This is a genomic window from Streptosporangium heterodermiicola (assembly GCF_051390675.1).
Taxonomy (GTDB): domain Bacteria; phylum Actinomycetota; class Actinomycetes; order Streptosporangiales; family Streptosporangiaceae; genus Streptosporangium.
Map to the genome: position 1 here is coordinate 55,369 of NZ_JBPJSR010000010.1, position 15,207 is coordinate 70,575.

At 71.7% G+C, this 15,207-nt stretch carries 15 protein-coding genes; 7 read left to right on the top strand and 8 right to left on the bottom strand.

Annotated features, from left to right (window positions below):
• Positions 1-77: 77 nt before the first annotated feature.
• The 8 genes from leuA to ACSC1Q_RS22170 form a co-directional block, all read right to left on the bottom strand.
• Complete coding sequence (gene leuA, locus ACSC1Q_RS22135; protein WP_436760611.1) at positions 78-1,790, bottom strand: 2-isopropylmalate synthase; 1,713 nt, start codon at positions 1,788-1,790, stop codon at positions 78-80.
• Positions 1,791-2,013: 223 nt separating this feature from the next.
• Positions 2,014-2,691, bottom strand: a complete 678-nt coding sequence (locus ACSC1Q_RS22140) for a polysaccharide deacetylase family protein (protein WP_350974641.1) — start codon at positions 2,689-2,691, stop codon at positions 2,014-2,016.
• Positions 2,688-2,972 carry a hypothetical protein gene (locus ACSC1Q_RS22145; protein ID WP_436760612.1) on the bottom strand — a complete coding sequence of 95 codons (285 nt, stop codon included), beginning with the start codon at positions 2,970-2,972 and terminating at the stop codon, positions 2,688-2,690. The genes ACSC1Q_RS22140 and ACSC1Q_RS22145 overlap by 4 nt, the downstream gene beginning before the upstream one ends.
• Positions 2,969-3,823 carry a class II fructose-bisphosphate aldolase gene (locus ACSC1Q_RS22150; RefSeq protein WP_436760613.1) on the bottom strand — a complete coding sequence of 285 codons (855 nt, stop codon included), beginning with the start codon at positions 3,821-3,823 and terminating at the stop codon, positions 2,969-2,971. Before ACSC1Q_RS22150 ends, ACSC1Q_RS22145 begins: the two co-directional genes overlap by 4 nt.
• On the bottom strand, positions 3,814-5,070 hold the full coding sequence (locus ACSC1Q_RS22155; protein ID WP_436760614.1) for a 1-phosphofructokinase family hexose kinase: 1,257 nt from the start codon (positions 5,068-5,070) through the stop codon (positions 3,814-3,816). Before ACSC1Q_RS22155 ends, ACSC1Q_RS22150 begins: the two co-directional genes overlap by 10 nt.
• Complete coding sequence (locus ACSC1Q_RS22160; protein ID WP_436760615.1) at positions 5,067-5,450, bottom strand: hypothetical protein; 384 nt, start codon at positions 5,448-5,450, stop codon at positions 5,067-5,069. The genes ACSC1Q_RS22155 and ACSC1Q_RS22160 overlap by 4 nt, the downstream gene beginning before the upstream one ends.
• Before the next feature lie 44 nt (positions 5,451-5,494).
• On the bottom strand, positions 5,495-6,400 hold the full coding sequence (locus tag ACSC1Q_RS22165) for an SIS domain-containing protein (protein ID WP_436760616.1): 906 nt from the start codon (positions 6,398-6,400) through the stop codon (positions 5,495-5,497).
• Positions 6,397-7,491: a carbohydrate kinase family protein gene (locus ACSC1Q_RS22170; protein WP_436760617.1), complete on the bottom strand. Its 1,095-nt coding sequence runs from the start codon at positions 7,489-7,491 to the stop codon at positions 6,397-6,399. The genes ACSC1Q_RS22165 and ACSC1Q_RS22170 overlap by 4 nt, the downstream gene beginning before the upstream one ends.
• Here ACSC1Q_RS22170 and ACSC1Q_RS22175 point away from each other — a divergent pair.
• The 7 genes from ACSC1Q_RS22175 (at position 7,490) to ACSC1Q_RS22205 (ending at position 15,138) form a co-directional block, all read left to right on the top strand.
• A complete protein-coding gene (locus ACSC1Q_RS22175) occupies positions 7,490-8,410 on the top strand; it encodes a Rossmann-fold NAD(P)-binding domain-containing protein (protein WP_436760618.1) in 921 nt (306 codons plus the stop codon). The two genes, ACSC1Q_RS22170 and ACSC1Q_RS22175, sit on opposite strands and share 2 nt — an antisense overlap.
• A gap of 250 nt (positions 8,411-8,660) precedes the next feature.
• A complete protein-coding gene (locus tag ACSC1Q_RS22180; protein WP_436760619.1) occupies positions 8,661-9,986 on the top strand; it encodes an ABC transporter substrate-binding protein in 1,326 nt (441 codons plus the stop codon).
• A 67-nt stretch (positions 9,987-10,053) separates the two neighbouring features.
• Complete coding sequence (locus ACSC1Q_RS22185; RefSeq protein ID WP_436760620.1) at positions 10,054-11,019, top strand: carbohydrate ABC transporter permease; 966 nt, start codon at positions 10,054-10,056, stop codon at positions 11,017-11,019.
• A gap of 10 nt (positions 11,020-11,029) precedes the next feature.
• Positions 11,030-11,977, top strand: coding sequence for a carbohydrate ABC transporter permease (locus ACSC1Q_RS22190; protein WP_436760621.1), 948 nt, complete (start codon positions 11,030-11,032; stop codon positions 11,975-11,977).
• A gap of 5 nt (positions 11,978-11,982) precedes the next feature.
• Positions 11,983-12,984, top strand: a complete 1,002-nt coding sequence (locus ACSC1Q_RS22195; protein ID WP_436760622.1) for a D-2-hydroxyacid dehydrogenase — start codon at positions 11,983-11,985, stop codon at positions 12,982-12,984.
• Complete coding sequence (locus ACSC1Q_RS22200) at positions 12,984-13,748, top strand: DeoR/GlpR family DNA-binding transcription regulator (protein ID WP_436760623.1); 765 nt, start codon at positions 12,984-12,986, stop codon at positions 13,746-13,748. Before ACSC1Q_RS22195 ends, ACSC1Q_RS22200 begins: the two co-directional genes overlap by 1 nt.
• Positions 13,749-13,776: 28 nt before the next feature.
• Positions 13,777-15,138: a family 4 glycosyl hydrolase gene (locus tag ACSC1Q_RS22205; RefSeq protein ID WP_436760624.1), complete on the top strand. Its 1,362-nt coding sequence runs from the start codon at positions 13,777-13,779 to the stop codon at positions 15,136-15,138.
• The last annotated feature ends 69 nt before the right edge of the window (positions 15,139-15,207 follow it).

A 15,207-nucleotide genomic window follows, 5' to 3' on the forward strand; every position in this document is an offset into this window, starting at 1 on the left:
CCGTTTGAGGGACTGCCGGATGGAGAGGCGCGGGCGGCGGGCCCCGCGTGGGGCCCGTGCCGCCCGGACCCGATCCGCTAGCGGCCGGCGCGGTTGACCGCGGAGATGACGGCCTTGAGCGAGGCGGTGGTGGTGTTGGAGTCGATGCCGACACCCCACAGGGTCCGGCCGTCGATCTCGCACTCGATGTAGGAGGCGGCCTTGGCGTCGGTCCCCGCGCTCATGGCGTGCTCGGCGTAGTCGAGGACGCGTACCTGGACGCCGACCCGGGCCAGGGCGTCGCAGAAGGCGGAGATGGGGCCGTTGCCGACTCCCTCGACCTCGCGGATCTCGCCGTCGAGGCGCAGGTCGGCGCTGATGGCGTCCTTCCCGTCACCCCTGGAGGTGGTCCGGTGGGCCAGCAGGCCCAGGCGGCCCCACGGGCTGGCCGGGTTGGGCAGGTACTCGTCGGTGAAGACCTCCCACATCTGGGTGGCGTTCACCTCGCCGCCGATGGTGTCGGTGTGGGTCTGGACCGCGCGGGAGAACTCGATCTGCAGGCGTCGCGGCAGGTCCAGGTGGTGGTCGGCCTTCATGATGTAGGCGACCCCTCCCTTGCCGGACTGGCTGTTGACCCGGATGACCGCCTCGTACGTACGGCCGATGTCCTTGGGGTCGATCGGCAGGTACGGGACCGCCCAGGTGAACTCCTCGACCGGGACGCCCGCGGCGGCCGCGTCGCGCTCCAGGTGCTCGAAGCCCTTCTTGATGGCGTCCTGGTGGGAGCCGGAGAAGGCGGTGTAGACGAGCTCGCCGCCCCACGGGTGGCGCGGGTGGACGGGCAGCTGGGTGCAGTATTCGGTGACCCGGCGGATCTCATCGATGTCGGAGATGTCGACTTCCGGGTCGACGCCCTGCGAGAACAGGTTCATGCCCAGCGTGACCAGGCAGACGTTGCCGGTGCGCTCACCGTTGCCGAACAGGCAGCCCTCGATCCGGTCGGCCCCGGCCATGTAGCCCAGCTCGGCGGCGGCGACGGCGGTGCCGCGGTCGTTGTGGGGGTGCAGGGACAGCACGATCGAGTCGCGGTAGGCCAGGTTGCGGTGCATCCACTCGATCTGGTCGGCGTAGATGTTGGGCGTGGCCATCTCGACGGTGGCGGGCAGGTTGAGGATGACCTTGCGGTCGGGGGTGGGCTGCCAGACGTCGTTGACGGCGTCGCAGACCTCCACCGCGTACTCCAGCTCGGTGCCGGTGAAGGACTCCGGGGAGTACTGGAAGTAGATCTCCGTGTCGTCCATCTCGGCGGCCAGCTTCTTGCAGAGCTTGGCGCCCTCGACCGCGATCGCGGTGACGCCCTCGCGGTCCTGGCCGAACACGACCCGGCGCTGGAGGGTGGAGGTGGAGTTGTACAGGTGGATGATCGCCTGCTTGGCCCCGCGCACCGACTCGAAGGTCCGCTCGATCAGCTCGGCCCTGGCCTGGGTCAGAACCTGGATCACCACGTCGTCGGGGATCAGGTCCTCTTCGATGATCTGCCGTACGAAGTCGAAGTCGGTCTGGGAGGCGGCGGGAAAGCCCACCTCGATCTCCTTGTAGCCCATCTTCACCAGCAGCTCGAACATCTGGAGCTTGCGGTGGGCGTCCATGGGATCGATCAGCGCCTGGTTGCCGTCACGCAGGTCGACGGCGCACCACCGGGGGGCCCGGTCGATCACCTTGTCGGGCCAGGTGCGGTCGGTCAGCCGGATCGGCGCGAAGGACTCATAGCGCTTGAACGGCATGGGGCTGGGCTGCTGCTGCGGGTACATGCAAGGCTCCTCGACTGGGAAAACAATCGTGGCCGACGCGCATGGCTCGCTCCGCGACGAGGGAGCCGGCCTCTACAGGCCCTCGTCGCGGCAGCTAAGAAGCAGGCCGCGCAGCATGCCTAGCACGTTAGCAGACGTCTCAGGATGCCCGGGCCTCGGTCTCACATGGCGGGACCCGAAGATCCACCGCCTCCCGCCCGCGAGAGACCGGGCCACCGGGTGGTCAGGCGATGCGCTGGATCATCGTGTTGCTGATCTGGTAGCGATAACCCGCGTCGAGCACCGCCCGGTCCTGCTCGGGGCCGGTGCCGAACGGCGAGCCGTACAGCCACACGAACCCCGGGGCCTCGCGGCCGGTGACCTTCTCGACGGCCCGGCGCGGTGCGAAGATCTCTCGTTCGATGTCGGCCGGGGTGACGACCTTGGAGATCTGCTCGTGGGAGCCGGTGTGCGGGATCACCAGGTGCCGCTCCGCGATCCGGGCGACCTGGTCCCAGGTCATCGCCAGCCGCTCGGCGCCCAGCTCCTCCTCCACCAGGTCGATGTCGTGCGCGTCGGCGAAGGCGCGCTGCTCGGGGACCGGGCAGTCGATGAAACGGGTGATCACCGGGAACCACGCGACGATGCCCAGCTCGTCGCAGATCGGCGCCGCGACGGTGGCGTTGTTGAGGTATCCCTCGTAGAAGACGGGGATGAAACCCGGCCGGTCGAGCCCCCACTCGCCGGTGGCGTAGAACCGGTCGAGATCCTCCAGCGTGACGCAGGCGAACGAGGCCGCGTAGGCGGCGAGCTCCTCGCGGAGCCGGTCGGCCGTCGATTCCGGGGTGTTGTGGTAGTTGACGACGCGCAGGTAGCGGCCCTCGTCCATCGCCGTGCGGTAGCCCGCGAACCCGCCGCTCATGCCCGGCCCTCCTCGTCGAAATGGAGACGCGCCACCACGGTGAGCACCGAGGCGAGCGCCGCGAGATCGCCGTCGGCGGCGCCGGGGCGCAGCCGCTCGGCGTAGTCGCCGGTGATCCGGCCGAGCTCCGGGCCGTCCGCGCGGTCGCGCGCTCCGGGGAACCGGCCGGTCAGGTCCTCCAGGGCGAGGAACATCGGGATGCCCTCGCGCTCCAGTGCCCGCTGCTCGCAGTCGGCCAGGACCCCCTCGGGGTCGGGGTGCGGGACGTATCGGCCGCTCATGTGTCATCTCCTTGGTGTGCCGGGTTCAGGACGCGCAGCAGGTGGGCGACCTGGGCCGTGACCGCGTCGCGGGCCGCGCCGAGGTAGCCGCGCGGGTCGACCTTCCCCGGCCGGTCCGCCAGGCCGCCGCGGACGGCGGTGGTGAACGCCTTGTTGAGGTGGGTGGCGATGTTGATCTTCGTCATGCCGTGCCGTACGGCCCGCGCGAGACCGTCGTCGGACACTCCCGAAGAGCCGTGCAGCACGAGCGGGACGGGAACGGCGTCGCGGAGGGCGGCGATTAGGTCGAAGTCGAGCACGGCGTCGCGGGTGAGCATCGCGTGCGAGGAGCCGACGGCCACCGCGAGCGCGTCGACCCCGGTGGCCTCGACGTAGGCGGACGCCTCGCCCGGCTCGGTGCGGGCGCCCGGCGCGTGCACGCCGTCCTTGCCGCCGATCTCGCCGAGCTCCGCCTCGACGAGGACCCCGCGCCGCCGCGCCCGCCTCACCACGTCCGCGGTGGCCGCCACGTTTGCGGCGTACGGGAGCGCCGAGGCGTCGAACATGACCGAGCCGAAGCCCAGCTCGACGGCCTCGTCGACCAGGCCGGGACGGGTGGCGTGGTCGAGGTGGACCGCGACCGGCACGCTGGCGGCCCGCGCGATGGCCAGGCAGGCCGCGCCGATCGGGGCCAGCGCCCCGTGGTAGGCGACGGTGTTCTCGCTGAGCTGGAGGATCACCGGCAGCCCGGCCTCCTGGGCGCCCGAGACGATGCCCTCGGCGTGCTCGATCTGGATGACGTTGAAGGCGCCCGCCCCGCGCCCGGACCTCCGGGCCTCGGTGACGATCTCTCCGGTCGGGGTCAACGGCACGATGTGCCCTCGCTTTCTTCGTGGGCGTCTTCGGGTCGGGCACGGTCGGAGCGGGCACGGTCGGAGCGGACACGGTCGAGGCGGACACGGTCGACGTGGCCGAGGTAGGGCTCGGGGTCGATCCGCCCCGCGACGGGGTGACCGACCGCGGCCGCCGACAGGGCGGCGGCCTCGACGAGGGCGCACGGCCAGTCCCAGCCGCTCACCAGGCCGAGTGCCAGCGCGGCCACGGCCGCGTCGCCCGCGCCGGTGGGGTTGCCGCCCACCACCTCGGGAGGCACGGCCCTCCACCGTCCGTCGGGAGTGTCGGCGTACAGCCCGCGCGGGCCGTCGGAGACCACCACCGCGCGAGCCCCTTCCCCGCGCATCCAGGCGGCTCCCCCCGCCAACCCCGCCAAGCCGGACGGAACGGCGGGATCACGGGGACCGTCGGAATCACCGGGGTCGGCGCCGGGGGGACGCCCGGTCGCGGCGGCATGTCCCGTAGCGGAACCGGCAGCGGAACCAGCAGCGAAACCGGCCGCAGGACCCGACGCGGAACTCGACGCGGGACTCGTCACAAACCACGGCGGCGCCGGATCCGCGGCGGAGGCGGACAGCGCTCCGGCCAGCTCGGCGGCGTTCGGCTTCACGATCTCGGGACCCGCCGGGAGCGCGAGCCGGAGCGCCGTCCCGCTCGTGTCGAGGACGGCGGGCACGCCGTGCCCGGTGGCCAGCCGGACGAGGGTCGCGTAGGCGTCCGGAGGAAGCCCTGGAGGCAGGCTGCCGGAGAGGACCACGGCCGAGGCCTCGGGCAGCAGGCCCTCCAGCCGGTCGCGCAGGGTCTCCCACTCCCCCGGCGTGACGACCGGCCCCGGCTCGTTGAGCATGGTGACCGTCCCGGCCCCGCCGTCGACGACGGCGACCGTACGGCGGGTCTCTCCGGCGCAGGCCACGAACGCGTGGCCGACGCCCGCCCTGTCGAGATCGGCCAGGAGCTCCCCGCCGGTCGCCCCACCTGCGAAGCCGAGTGCCACGATCTCCACACCCCTCGCCGCCTCCCCCAGCCTCCCGAACCCGCCGGAACCGGAGGAACCGGAGGAGGTCGCCCCGGCCGCGCCGAGGAGCCGGAGAAGCCGTGCGACGTTGACGCCCTTGCCCCCGGCGTGGGCGGACATCCCCGCGACGCGGTTGGTGGCGTCGACGACCAGCGCGTCGACGTCGTAGGTGACGTCGAGCGCGGGGTTGAGGGTGACGGTGACGATCACGACAGGACACCCCTGCCGGTGGCGACGACACCGGGGTCCGGCCAGCTCACCAGCACCAGGTCGGGATCCAGGCCGAGTCCCTCCGCGAGCAGCGTGCCCGCCTTCGCCACGGCCTCTCGCATCGCCGCCGCCTCGCGCGGCCGCCCGCGGACCACGATCACCGCTCCCGCGTCGACGACGGATCCCTGGACCGCCTCGGCGGGCGTCGCGGCTCCGCCGGGAACGACCGCCCCACCGGGACCGGGACCGGGACCGGAGGCGACCCGCTGGACGATCACCGCTCCAGGCGGGAGGCCGAGCGCCCGGCCGAAGGCCGCGGCCAGGCTTTCCGCGAGCGGCACGGGAACCGGATGTGCGGTGACGAGCTGGAGGAAGGGCATGACGGCTCACTCGGCGATGGGAAACGGGCGGGCGGGCACGGGGGCTACTCGACGATGACCGAGCGGGACAGGTGTTCCGGGGTGTCGCACTCCAGGCCGCGGGCACGGGCGTAGGCGATCGCGAGGCGGTGGACCCGTACCAGCTCGGCCTGGGGGTCGGCGTCGGCCACGCGGAGGGTGGCACCGGTGGCGGCGACGGCGTCGGAGACGTCGGCGGGCAGCGGGGTGAGCGACCACACGAGGGTGCGCGGCCCGGCGCAGGCGATGGGGCCGTGCCGGTATTCGAGCGTGGCGTACGACTCCGTCCACAGCCGGGCGGCCTCGCGGCACTTGAGCGCGGCCTCCTCGGCGAGCCCGCGGGTCCAGCCGGTGCCGAGGAAGACCAGGTGGTCGTAGTCTGCGGGATCGGCGGCCGGCGGCTCGGCGAGGGCCGCCGCGGCCCCGGCGGGCAGCCCCGTGACGTCGTCGCCGACGGAGGCGCGCAGGAGGGTGAGCGCGGAGGTGGCGAACCGGGTCTGCACCACGGAACGCTCGTCGGCGAGGTCGAGCAGCACCTGCCGGTGGGTAACCTCGGTGATCGGGGAGCCGGGGGTGCCGGTCACGGCGATCGTGGTCATCCGCTCCGACAGCTCGCGTGCCAGCCGTACGAGATCGCTGGTCGTGCCGGAGCGGGAGAGCAGGACGGCCACGTCGTAGGGGTCGGCGTCGTCCAGCTCGGTGGCGATCGCGGCGCGGGTGCGGCCCTGCCCGAGACGCTGCCGCAGGCGGGCGTAGGAGTCGAGGATGTAGTAGGAGGTGCCGCAGCCTACGGCGAGCACGTTGGCGCCCGGCTCCGGCAGGTCACCGCGCAGGCTCGGGGCGACGTCGAGGACCCGCTGCCAGATCTCCGGCTGGCTCTCGACCTCGGCCTGCGTCTGGCGGGCGAGGAGAGGCTCGGTCGTGGTCGTCACTGCTGGTTCTCCTGTGGGTGGGTGACGGTCGAGTCGGTGGACGGATGGGAGCGCGGGCCCGAGGCGACGTCGTCGGGACCGGCCCCGGCGGGGCGGGTGCCGGCCGCGCCGCCGTCCGTGTCCGAGGCGGCCTCGGTCAGGTCGACGACGGTCAGGGTCGCGGCGAGCGCGTCCGCCTGGGCCGCGTCGGGCTGGGCGGCGGTGCCGCCCGCCCCCTGGGTGGACAGGGCGCCGCACGCGGAGGCCGTACGGAGGGCGGCCGGGAGGTCCTTGCCCGCGAGCAGCGCGGTGAGCAGGCCCGCGTCGAAGGAGTCTCCGGCGCCGGTGGTCTCCAGCGGGGTGATCTCGGGTGCGGTGACCCTCAGCCTGGTGCCGTCGGGCCGGTGCAGCAGGGCCCCCTCGGCCCCGCACTTGACCACCGCGCCGGTGCCGAGCGAGGCGAGCACCGCCGCGGCCTCACGCACCGACCTCAGGCCGGGGTGCCCGGAGGCGGCGGCGATGTGGAGGGCCTCGGCCTCGTTGGGCAGCAGGTAGTCGACGAGCGGGAGCAGGGCGGGCAGGCCCTGGTCGAAGGAGCGGCCGGGGTCCCAGTTGGGGTCGATCGACGTGGTGAGACCGCGCTCCCTGGCGGCGCGCAGCAGGCCCGGCAGCCCAGGCCACAGGTCCCGCTGCAGGAAGTAGGAGCTGACGTGGAGGTGCCTGGCGGCGGCGAGGGCCTCGGCGGGCACGTCGGAGGCGGCGAGGCGCCCGATCTCCCCGGGGAAGGTGAGGATCGACCGGTCACCCCGGGCGCCCAGGACGACGCTCATGCCGGTGCGACGACCAGGTCTGCGCAGACAGTAGCTTGTGTCCACCCCCCGCTCGCGCAGCCGGTCGAGGACGAACTCGCCGAGCCAGTCGTCGCCGACCACCCCGGCCATGGCGACGCGGGCGCCGAGGCGGGCCGCGCCACAGGCGGTGATCGCCCCGGAGCTGCCGAGGACGATCGTGGCGTCCTCCACGATCTCCTCGACCTGCCCGAACGCCGGTCGGACGTCGCCGCACTCCACGATGACGTCGGCGTTGAGCTCTCCGACAACGAGGAGATCCATGTCAGTCATGCCGCCTCACGTGCTGGTCATCGGGGGGACGGGAATCCTGTCCCCGGCGGTGCGGGTGCTTGTGGACAGAGGGTCGCGCGTCTCGGTGGTGTCGCGGTCGGGGCACGGCGTGCCCGCCGGGGCGGACGCCGTGGTCGCGGACGTGACGGAGGTCGCGGCCCTCGCCGCCGCGCTCGACCTCGCGATCGGGGAGCGCGGGCCGCTGGGCCTCGCCCTGGCCTACCAGCCCTTCGCCCCCGCCGGGGCGTGGACGGTACTCGCCTCGCGGGTCTGCGGGCCGCTGGTGGCCCTGCTGACCAGCGGCCACGCCGCGCCCCGGGACGCGCCCGCGCCACCCCTGCCCGAGGGGATCGCGCAAGGCGCCGAGGTGTGGCACCTGCTGCTCGGCTGGTGCCCGCCGGAAGCGGGCCTGCCCGCGCGCTGGCACACCCCGCGGGAGATCTCCGCTGCCGCGCTCGACGTCGCCGGAACGGCGCTCTCGACCGCCTCGCCCGAAGCCGCTGCCGAAGTCACCACCCCGCCCGAAACCACTGCCGCGGCCGAAGTCACCACCTCGTCCGAGGCCGCCCCCGCGCCCGAGGCCGCCTTCGAGGCCGAGGTCAACGCCTCGCCCGAAGCCGCCTTCACGGCCGAGGCCACCGACGCGGCCGAAGTCACGTCCGCGATCGAGGTCGCCGGCGCGGCGGGCGAGAACGCGGGCGGTCCCGCCAGCGGGATGCGCGCACCGGAGGGGCCTGTGGGACCTGTGGGACCTGCGGAATCCGCGGGACTCGTGCGCCCCGTGGTGCCGGGCGTGGCAAGGAAGCCCGTGGTGCAGAACGTGGCAAGAAGACCCGCGGTGCCGGGCATGCCGGGGAAGCCCGCGGTGCTGGGCGTCGTGCGGCCCTGGGACGAGCGCCCAGGGGGGTGACGCGTCGTGGCGGGTGCCCACATGCCCTCCCCATGATCGCGGCGGTCAATTTACTTCAAAAACTCTCAGAGCCTTCGCTGCGAAACCGTACGCACCCCTCACACGGCCTGTCAACACACCGAAAGATCGACGAAGGAAACCCGGTCGCGGCGGCAAAACTCCACGTCACAGGATAGCTGAGAGCTATTGACGCTTTCTGGCTGAAGTTGATAGGAACAGCGATACCGACCGGACCCCCCGAGGAGAGCCCATGCAACTCAACCGTCGCCAGCTCCTGCGCGCGGCAGGCACCACGGTGGTCGGCGCGGCCGCCACCGGCGCACTCGCGGCCTGCGGCGCCTCTTCTTCCCCCTCCCCCGCGTCGGGCGGCGCCGGCGCCCCGGCGACCGGCACCCTCACCTTCTCGGTCTGGGGATCGGACGCCGAGATGGGCGCCTTCAACTCCATCGCCCGCGCCTTCGAGAAGCAGAACACCGGGACGAAGATCAAGGTCGAGCAGCTGCCGTACGAGCAGATGCGTCCCACCCTCGACGCGAGGCTGCAGTCGGGCCAGGGGCCCGACCTGTTCCGCGTCACCTACAACGACATCGGCATCTACAGCTCCCAGGGGGTGCTGCAGGATCTGAGCGCCACGGTCGGGGGTGACGGCGCGCAGTTCATCGACGCGCTGTGGGCCGGCGTCCAGTACGAGGGCAAGCCGTACGGGGTGCCGCACCACACCGACACCTCGGCGGTCCTCTACAACAAGGCCCACTTCGCCAAGGCCGGCATCAAGGAGGTGCCCGCCACGCTCGACACCGCGTGGACCTGGGAGGAGTTCATCGAGGTCGCGGAGAAACTCAAGGCCGCGGGCCTGGGCGGCGCCCCCTTCGGCGTCAACTGGCAGCAGTACGGCGCCTACCGCTGGTTCAACTGGCTCTGGCAGTCGGGCGGCAGGGCGCTGGCGGCCGACGGCAAGAGCGTCGTCCTCGACTCCCCGCAGGCGCGCGAGACGCTCGCCTTCACCAAGTCGTTCTACGACAGGGCGCTGATGCCGAAGAACATGATGGTCAAGACCTCCAACAGCCCCGACCTGGTGTTCCCTTCGGGGAAGATCTCGATGGCGTTCGTCGGCGACTTCCTGCTGCCCGACATCGGCACCAGGGCCAAGGGCATCGAGTTCGGCGCGACCTTCCTGCCCCGCGGGGCCGGTGGGGCGGCGGCCGACCTGGGCGGCAACGCCGTCGTGGTGACCACGCAGAGCAAGAGCCCCGACGCGGCCGCCGCGTTCGCCAAGTTCCTGGTCACCCCCGAGAACATGAAGCTGTTCTGCGAGCAGACCACGGTGCTGCCCTCGCGCAAGGACCTGGCCTCGGCCACGCTCGACTACTCCGTCTCCGCGGACCTGATGCCGGTCTTCCAGCAGCAGGCGACGACCATGCCGGCCGACCTGGTGAAGCTGGTGACCCTCTCCGGTTTCGCGGCCGTCAACGACTCGCTGGTCCAGCACCTGGAGGCGCACTTCACCGGCGGCCAGTCGGCCGACGACACGCTGAGCGCGCTTTCCCAGTCGATCCAGAAGGCGATCTCCGCCTGATCCGGCGTTCGACCCGGTTCGGTACTCATCCCGATCCGGTGTGACCGGCTGAGGAGGCCCAAGGCAGATGGCATCGGTGAGCAGCCCGGCGAGGCCGGGACCGGCCGCTGGGCCCGGGACGGGGAAGACCCCCCGCCCCGGCGGCGGCCACGGATTCCTGCGGACCAAGAGGGTTCGCGAGGCGATCACGGGACTGGCCTTCGCGGGCCCCGCCCTGGTGGTCTTCGCGGTGTTCATGTTCTGGCCGCTGGTCAGGATCTTCTGGATCAGCCTCCAGAAGACCAGCGGCTTCGGCATCGCGAAGTTCATCGGCCTGGAGAACTACCGGGACATCCTGGCGGATTCGATCTTCTGGGAGGCGCTGGCCAACACGGCCCTCTACACGGCGCTCTCGGTCCCGCTCTGCCTGGTGGCGGGGCTGGGCGCGGCGCTGCTGCTCAACCGGAGCATGCCGGCGCGGGGGCTGGTCCGGGCGATCTACTACATGCCCGCGGTCATCTCGGGCGTGAGCAGCGCCCTCATCGCCGCCTGGATGTTCAACGAGGACCTGGGGATCGTGAACGAGCTGCTGGGCGCGGTGGGCCTCGGCCCGGTGCCCTGGCAGTCGGAGGGCCTGCCCGCGATGATCTCGCTGGTGCTGGTCAGCCTCTGGATCGGGCTGGGCTTCAACATGGTCGTCTACCTCGCGGCGCTGCAGGGCATCCCCCGGGAGGTCTACGAGGCGGCGCGCTGCGACGGCGCCTCCTGGTGGCAGACCCTGCGGTCGATCACGATCCCGTCGCTGGCGCCCACGACCTTCTTCCTGGTGGTGATCGGGATCATCAACTCCTTCCAGGTCTTCGACATCGTCTACGTGATGACCGGAGGCGGCCCGGGAAACTCCACCACGATGCTCGTCACCTACGCCTACTCCACCGGCTTCGAGCAGCGCCAGCAGGGTTACGCCTCGGCGATCGGCGTGCTGCTCTACCTGATCGTGCTGATGATGACCATCGTCCAGTGGCGGGTCAACCGCCGCAGGGACATCGCGTGAGGAGATCATCATGGCGGCACTGAACGTCCACGGCGGTCGCGCGGAGGACCTCACGGCGGAGCGGGGACGGTCCTCCGGGCGTCGCCTCCCCGGCCCCGGTGCGGGGAAGGCGGGGAAGGACCGCGACCCGATGGTCACGGCGAGGGAGCGCCGGGCCGCGCGGCTGCGCCTCGCCTTCGCGGTGACCGGCGCGATCGCGATGCTCTTCCCGGTCTACTGGATGGTCGTCACCGCGCTCTCCACCCCCGACGAGCTGCGGGGCTCGGAGCTGCATCTCTGGCCGACCTCCCTCAACTGGGCCAACTTCACCGGCCCGTGGGGCAAGTTCCCCTACCCCACCTGGATCGTCAACTCGCTCACGATCGCGGTGGGCGCGGTGGTGCTCACCGTGGTGATCAACCTGATGGCCGGGTACGCCTTCGCGAAGCTCCGCTTTCCCGGCCGCAACGTGCTCTTCCTGCTCGTCATCAGCACGCTGATGGTGCCGGTGCAGGTGGTGATGGTGCCGCAGTTCCAGCTGGTGGTCGACTTCGGGCTGATCGGCTCCGACTGGGGGGTGATCCTGCCACGGCTGGCCGAGGCGTTCGGGCTGTTCATGGCCCGCCAGTTCATGATGGCCATCCCGGACGAGCTGATCGAGGCGGCCGAGGTAGACGGCGCGGGGCAGATGCGGATCTTCCGCCAGATCGTGCTGCCGCTCTGCCGGCCGCTGATCGCGGTGCTGGTGATCTTCACCTTCATGTGGCGCTGGAACGAGTTCGCCTGGCCGCTCATCGTGCTCAAGGACCCGGAGAGCTACACCCTCCAGGTCGGCCTGCTGTTCCTGAAGAACCAGTACGGCCAGGACTACGGCGCGCTGATGGCCATGTCGCTGGTGTCGATGATCCCCATGCTCGTGGTCTTCGCGCTCTTCCAGCGCCACTTCGTCGAGGGCATGGCCCGCTCGGGCATCAGGTGACGGGAATGAAAATGATCAATGTGTGCGTGACGCTCGACTTCGACGACGCCTGGCTCGCCGAGGTGGCCGCCGTCTCTCCCGGCGTCACCGTCTACAAGCACCTGGCCGCCTCGGCCGGGGAGATCCCCGCCGAGCTGCTGGCCCGCACCGACGTCCTCTACACCAACACCGCGTTCCCCACCGGCGCGCAGGCGCCGCGGCTCTCCTGGGTGCAGCTCGACACCTCCGGGTGCGACCACGTGAAGGACACCGAGCTGTGGGCCTCCGACGTCCCGATCACCACGATCGGCGGCGTGTCGCCCAAGCCCCTCGCCGAGTACGTGCTGATGATGATCCTGGCGCACGCCCACCACCTGCCGGAGATCATCGGCCTGCAGGGCCGCTCGCACTGGCCCGACCTCGACCACCGCTGGAACCGCCTGATGCCCCGGCCGATCCCCGGCTCCACGGTGGGCGTGGTCGGCTACGGCCGGATCGGCAAGGAGATCGGCAGGCTCGCCCACGCCTTCGGGATGAAGGTGATCGGCATGCGGCGCGGCCTGCCCCGCGAGGGCGAGCGTTTCAGCGACTCCGCCGGGGAGACCCCCGCCGAGGTGACGGGCCCGGAGGGGCTGCACTCGCTGCTGGCCCGCTCCGACTACGTCGTGCTGACCGTCCCGCACACCGACGAGACCCACCACCTGCTCGACGCCGAGGCGTTCGACCGGCTCAAACCGGGGGCCGTGCTGATCAACGCGGCCCGGGGCGGGGTCGTCGACGAGGTGGCGATGCTGGCCGCGCTGCGGTCCGGCCGGCTCGGTCACGCCGTCCTCGACGTCTTCGCCGAGGAGCCGCTTCCGGAGAGTAGCCCGTTCTGGCGCGAAAGTGATGTTCTGATCACCCCGCACGTGGCAGGATTCGCGCCCGGCTACCACGATCAGGTCCGCGCGCTCTTCACCGAGAACCTGCGCCGTCTGATCGCCGGGGAGCCTCTCCTGAACCTGGTGGACAGAAAGGCCGGTTACTGATGCTGAGCGAGAAGCGCAGAAGCAAGCTCCTGCACTACGTGCGCGACAACGGGTCGGTCAGCGTCGACGACCTGGCGGAGCTGCTGAGCGTCAGCGTCTCGACGGTCCGGCGCGATCTCGACGAGATGGACGAGCGCGGCCTGCTGCGCCGCGTGCACGGCGGCGCGATCGCCGTCGGCGCCGAGTCGGCGGAGACCTCGATCATGGAGCGTGCCGTCCGCCACCTGGAGGAGAAGCACCGCATCGCCCAGGAGGCGGTCGGGCTCATCGAGCCGGGCAGCACGATCCTGCTCACCGGCGGTTCCACCACCGCCCAGATGGTCCCCTACCTCGCCTCGGTGCCCGACATCACCGTGGTCACCAACTCGATCGCCATCGCCCACGGGATCGGCACCACCACCGAGGACGTCCAGGTCCTCGTGCTGGGCGGGCTGCTGCGCAACGTCGAGCTCTCCCTGCTCGGCCACCTGACCACCCAGGCCCTCGCCGACATCCACATCGACCGGGCCTTCTTCAGCGCCTACGGGCTCGATCCCGGCTACGGCATGCTCGGCGCCCACCTCGCCGAGGCAGAGACCGACCGCAACATGATCGCGGCCGCCCGGCACCTCGTCGTCCTCGCCGACCACAGCAAGTTCGACCAGCGCAGCGCGGTGCGGATCGCGCCGGTGTCGCGCATCGGCACCGTGGTCACCGACGCCCACGCGCCCGCGGAGGCGGTCGCGGCGCTGCGAGCCCGCGACATCGTCGTCATCCAGGCCTAGCCAGGCCCAGATCGGAGTTCTCCACCCCATGACCCATCCCCGCGTTCTGGTGCTGATCGGAGCGGGCAGCGCGGTGTTCACCCGCGGCCTGCTCGCCGACCTCATCTCGGCCGACGATCTCGGCGCCTGGGAGATCCGCCTCGTCGACGTCGACGAGGAGGCGCTCTCCGTCGCGGCCAGGCTCGCCGAGCTGATGGTCGAGGCGCGCGGCGCCCAGGCCAGGATCACCGTGCGTTCCTCGACCGACCGGCGAGACCTGCTGCCGGGCGCCGACTACGTGGTGACCTGCGTCGGCGTGGGCGGCCGCCCGGCCTGGCAGGCAGACCACGAGATCTGCGTGGAGCACGGCGTCTTCCAGCCGGTCGGCGACTCGGTCATGCCCGGTGGCATCTCCCGGCTGCTGCGCACGGTGCCGGTGATGGTGGAGATCGCCCGCGACATCCGGGCGCTGGCACCGCGGGCGCACTTCTTCAACTACAGCAACCCGATGACGGCCAATGTCATGGCCATGACGAAGTACGCCGGTGTCGAGGTCGTGGGCCTGTGTCACGGCATGCACCACGTGCAGCGGGAGCTCGCGGCGTTCGCCGGGCTGCCGTTCGAGGAGACCTCGACGCTGTACGCGGGGATCAACCACCTCACGTTCATCTACGACTTCCGGCACGCCGGCGCCGACGCCTGGCCCGGTGTGCGCGAGCGCGTCGACCGGGAGCTGGCGGTGCCCGCCGAGCCGGGAGACATCGGCTCGATCTGGGAGAACGGGAAGGCGTGGCACAACCCGTTCTCGTGGGAGATCTTCCGCCGTTACGGCGCCTATCCGGCCGCCAACGACCGGCACGTGCTGGAGTTCTTCCCCGAGCGCTGGGCCGGAGGCGACTACTACGGCAAGAAGCTCGGCGTGGACGCCTTCTCGGTTCCGGAGATCCTGGAGTGGGGCGAGCGACGCTACCTGTCGATGCGCGCCCAGGCCATGGGCGAGGTGCCGCTCGACGAGACGATCTTCGAGCGGTCCACCGGCGAGCAGGAGCAGCTCATCGCGATCATCCGCTCCATCGTCCTCGACCGGCGCGAGATGTTCTCGGTGAACGTCCCCAACCGGGGCTCGCTGCCCGGCCTGCCCGATGACGCCGCCCTGGAGATCCCGGGGGTGGCCACCGCCCGCGGCCTGCGCCCGGTCTCGGTCCCCGACCTGCCGGCCCCGCTCACCGCGATCCTCGCCCGGCGGCTGTCCTCGGTCTACCTCGCCGTCGAGGCGGCGATGACCGGCGACCGCGGCCTCGCGGTGGAGGCCGTGATCGCCGACGGCGCGGTGACCGACCCCCGCGCGGCCGCCGAACTCACCGACGCCCTCCTCACCGCCCAGAAACGCTTCCTGCCCGCCTTCGCCTGACGCTCGCCGGGAACCGGAAACCGGGACTCCGGCGATCACGCCCGGAGCCCGAGCCCACCATGCCGAAAA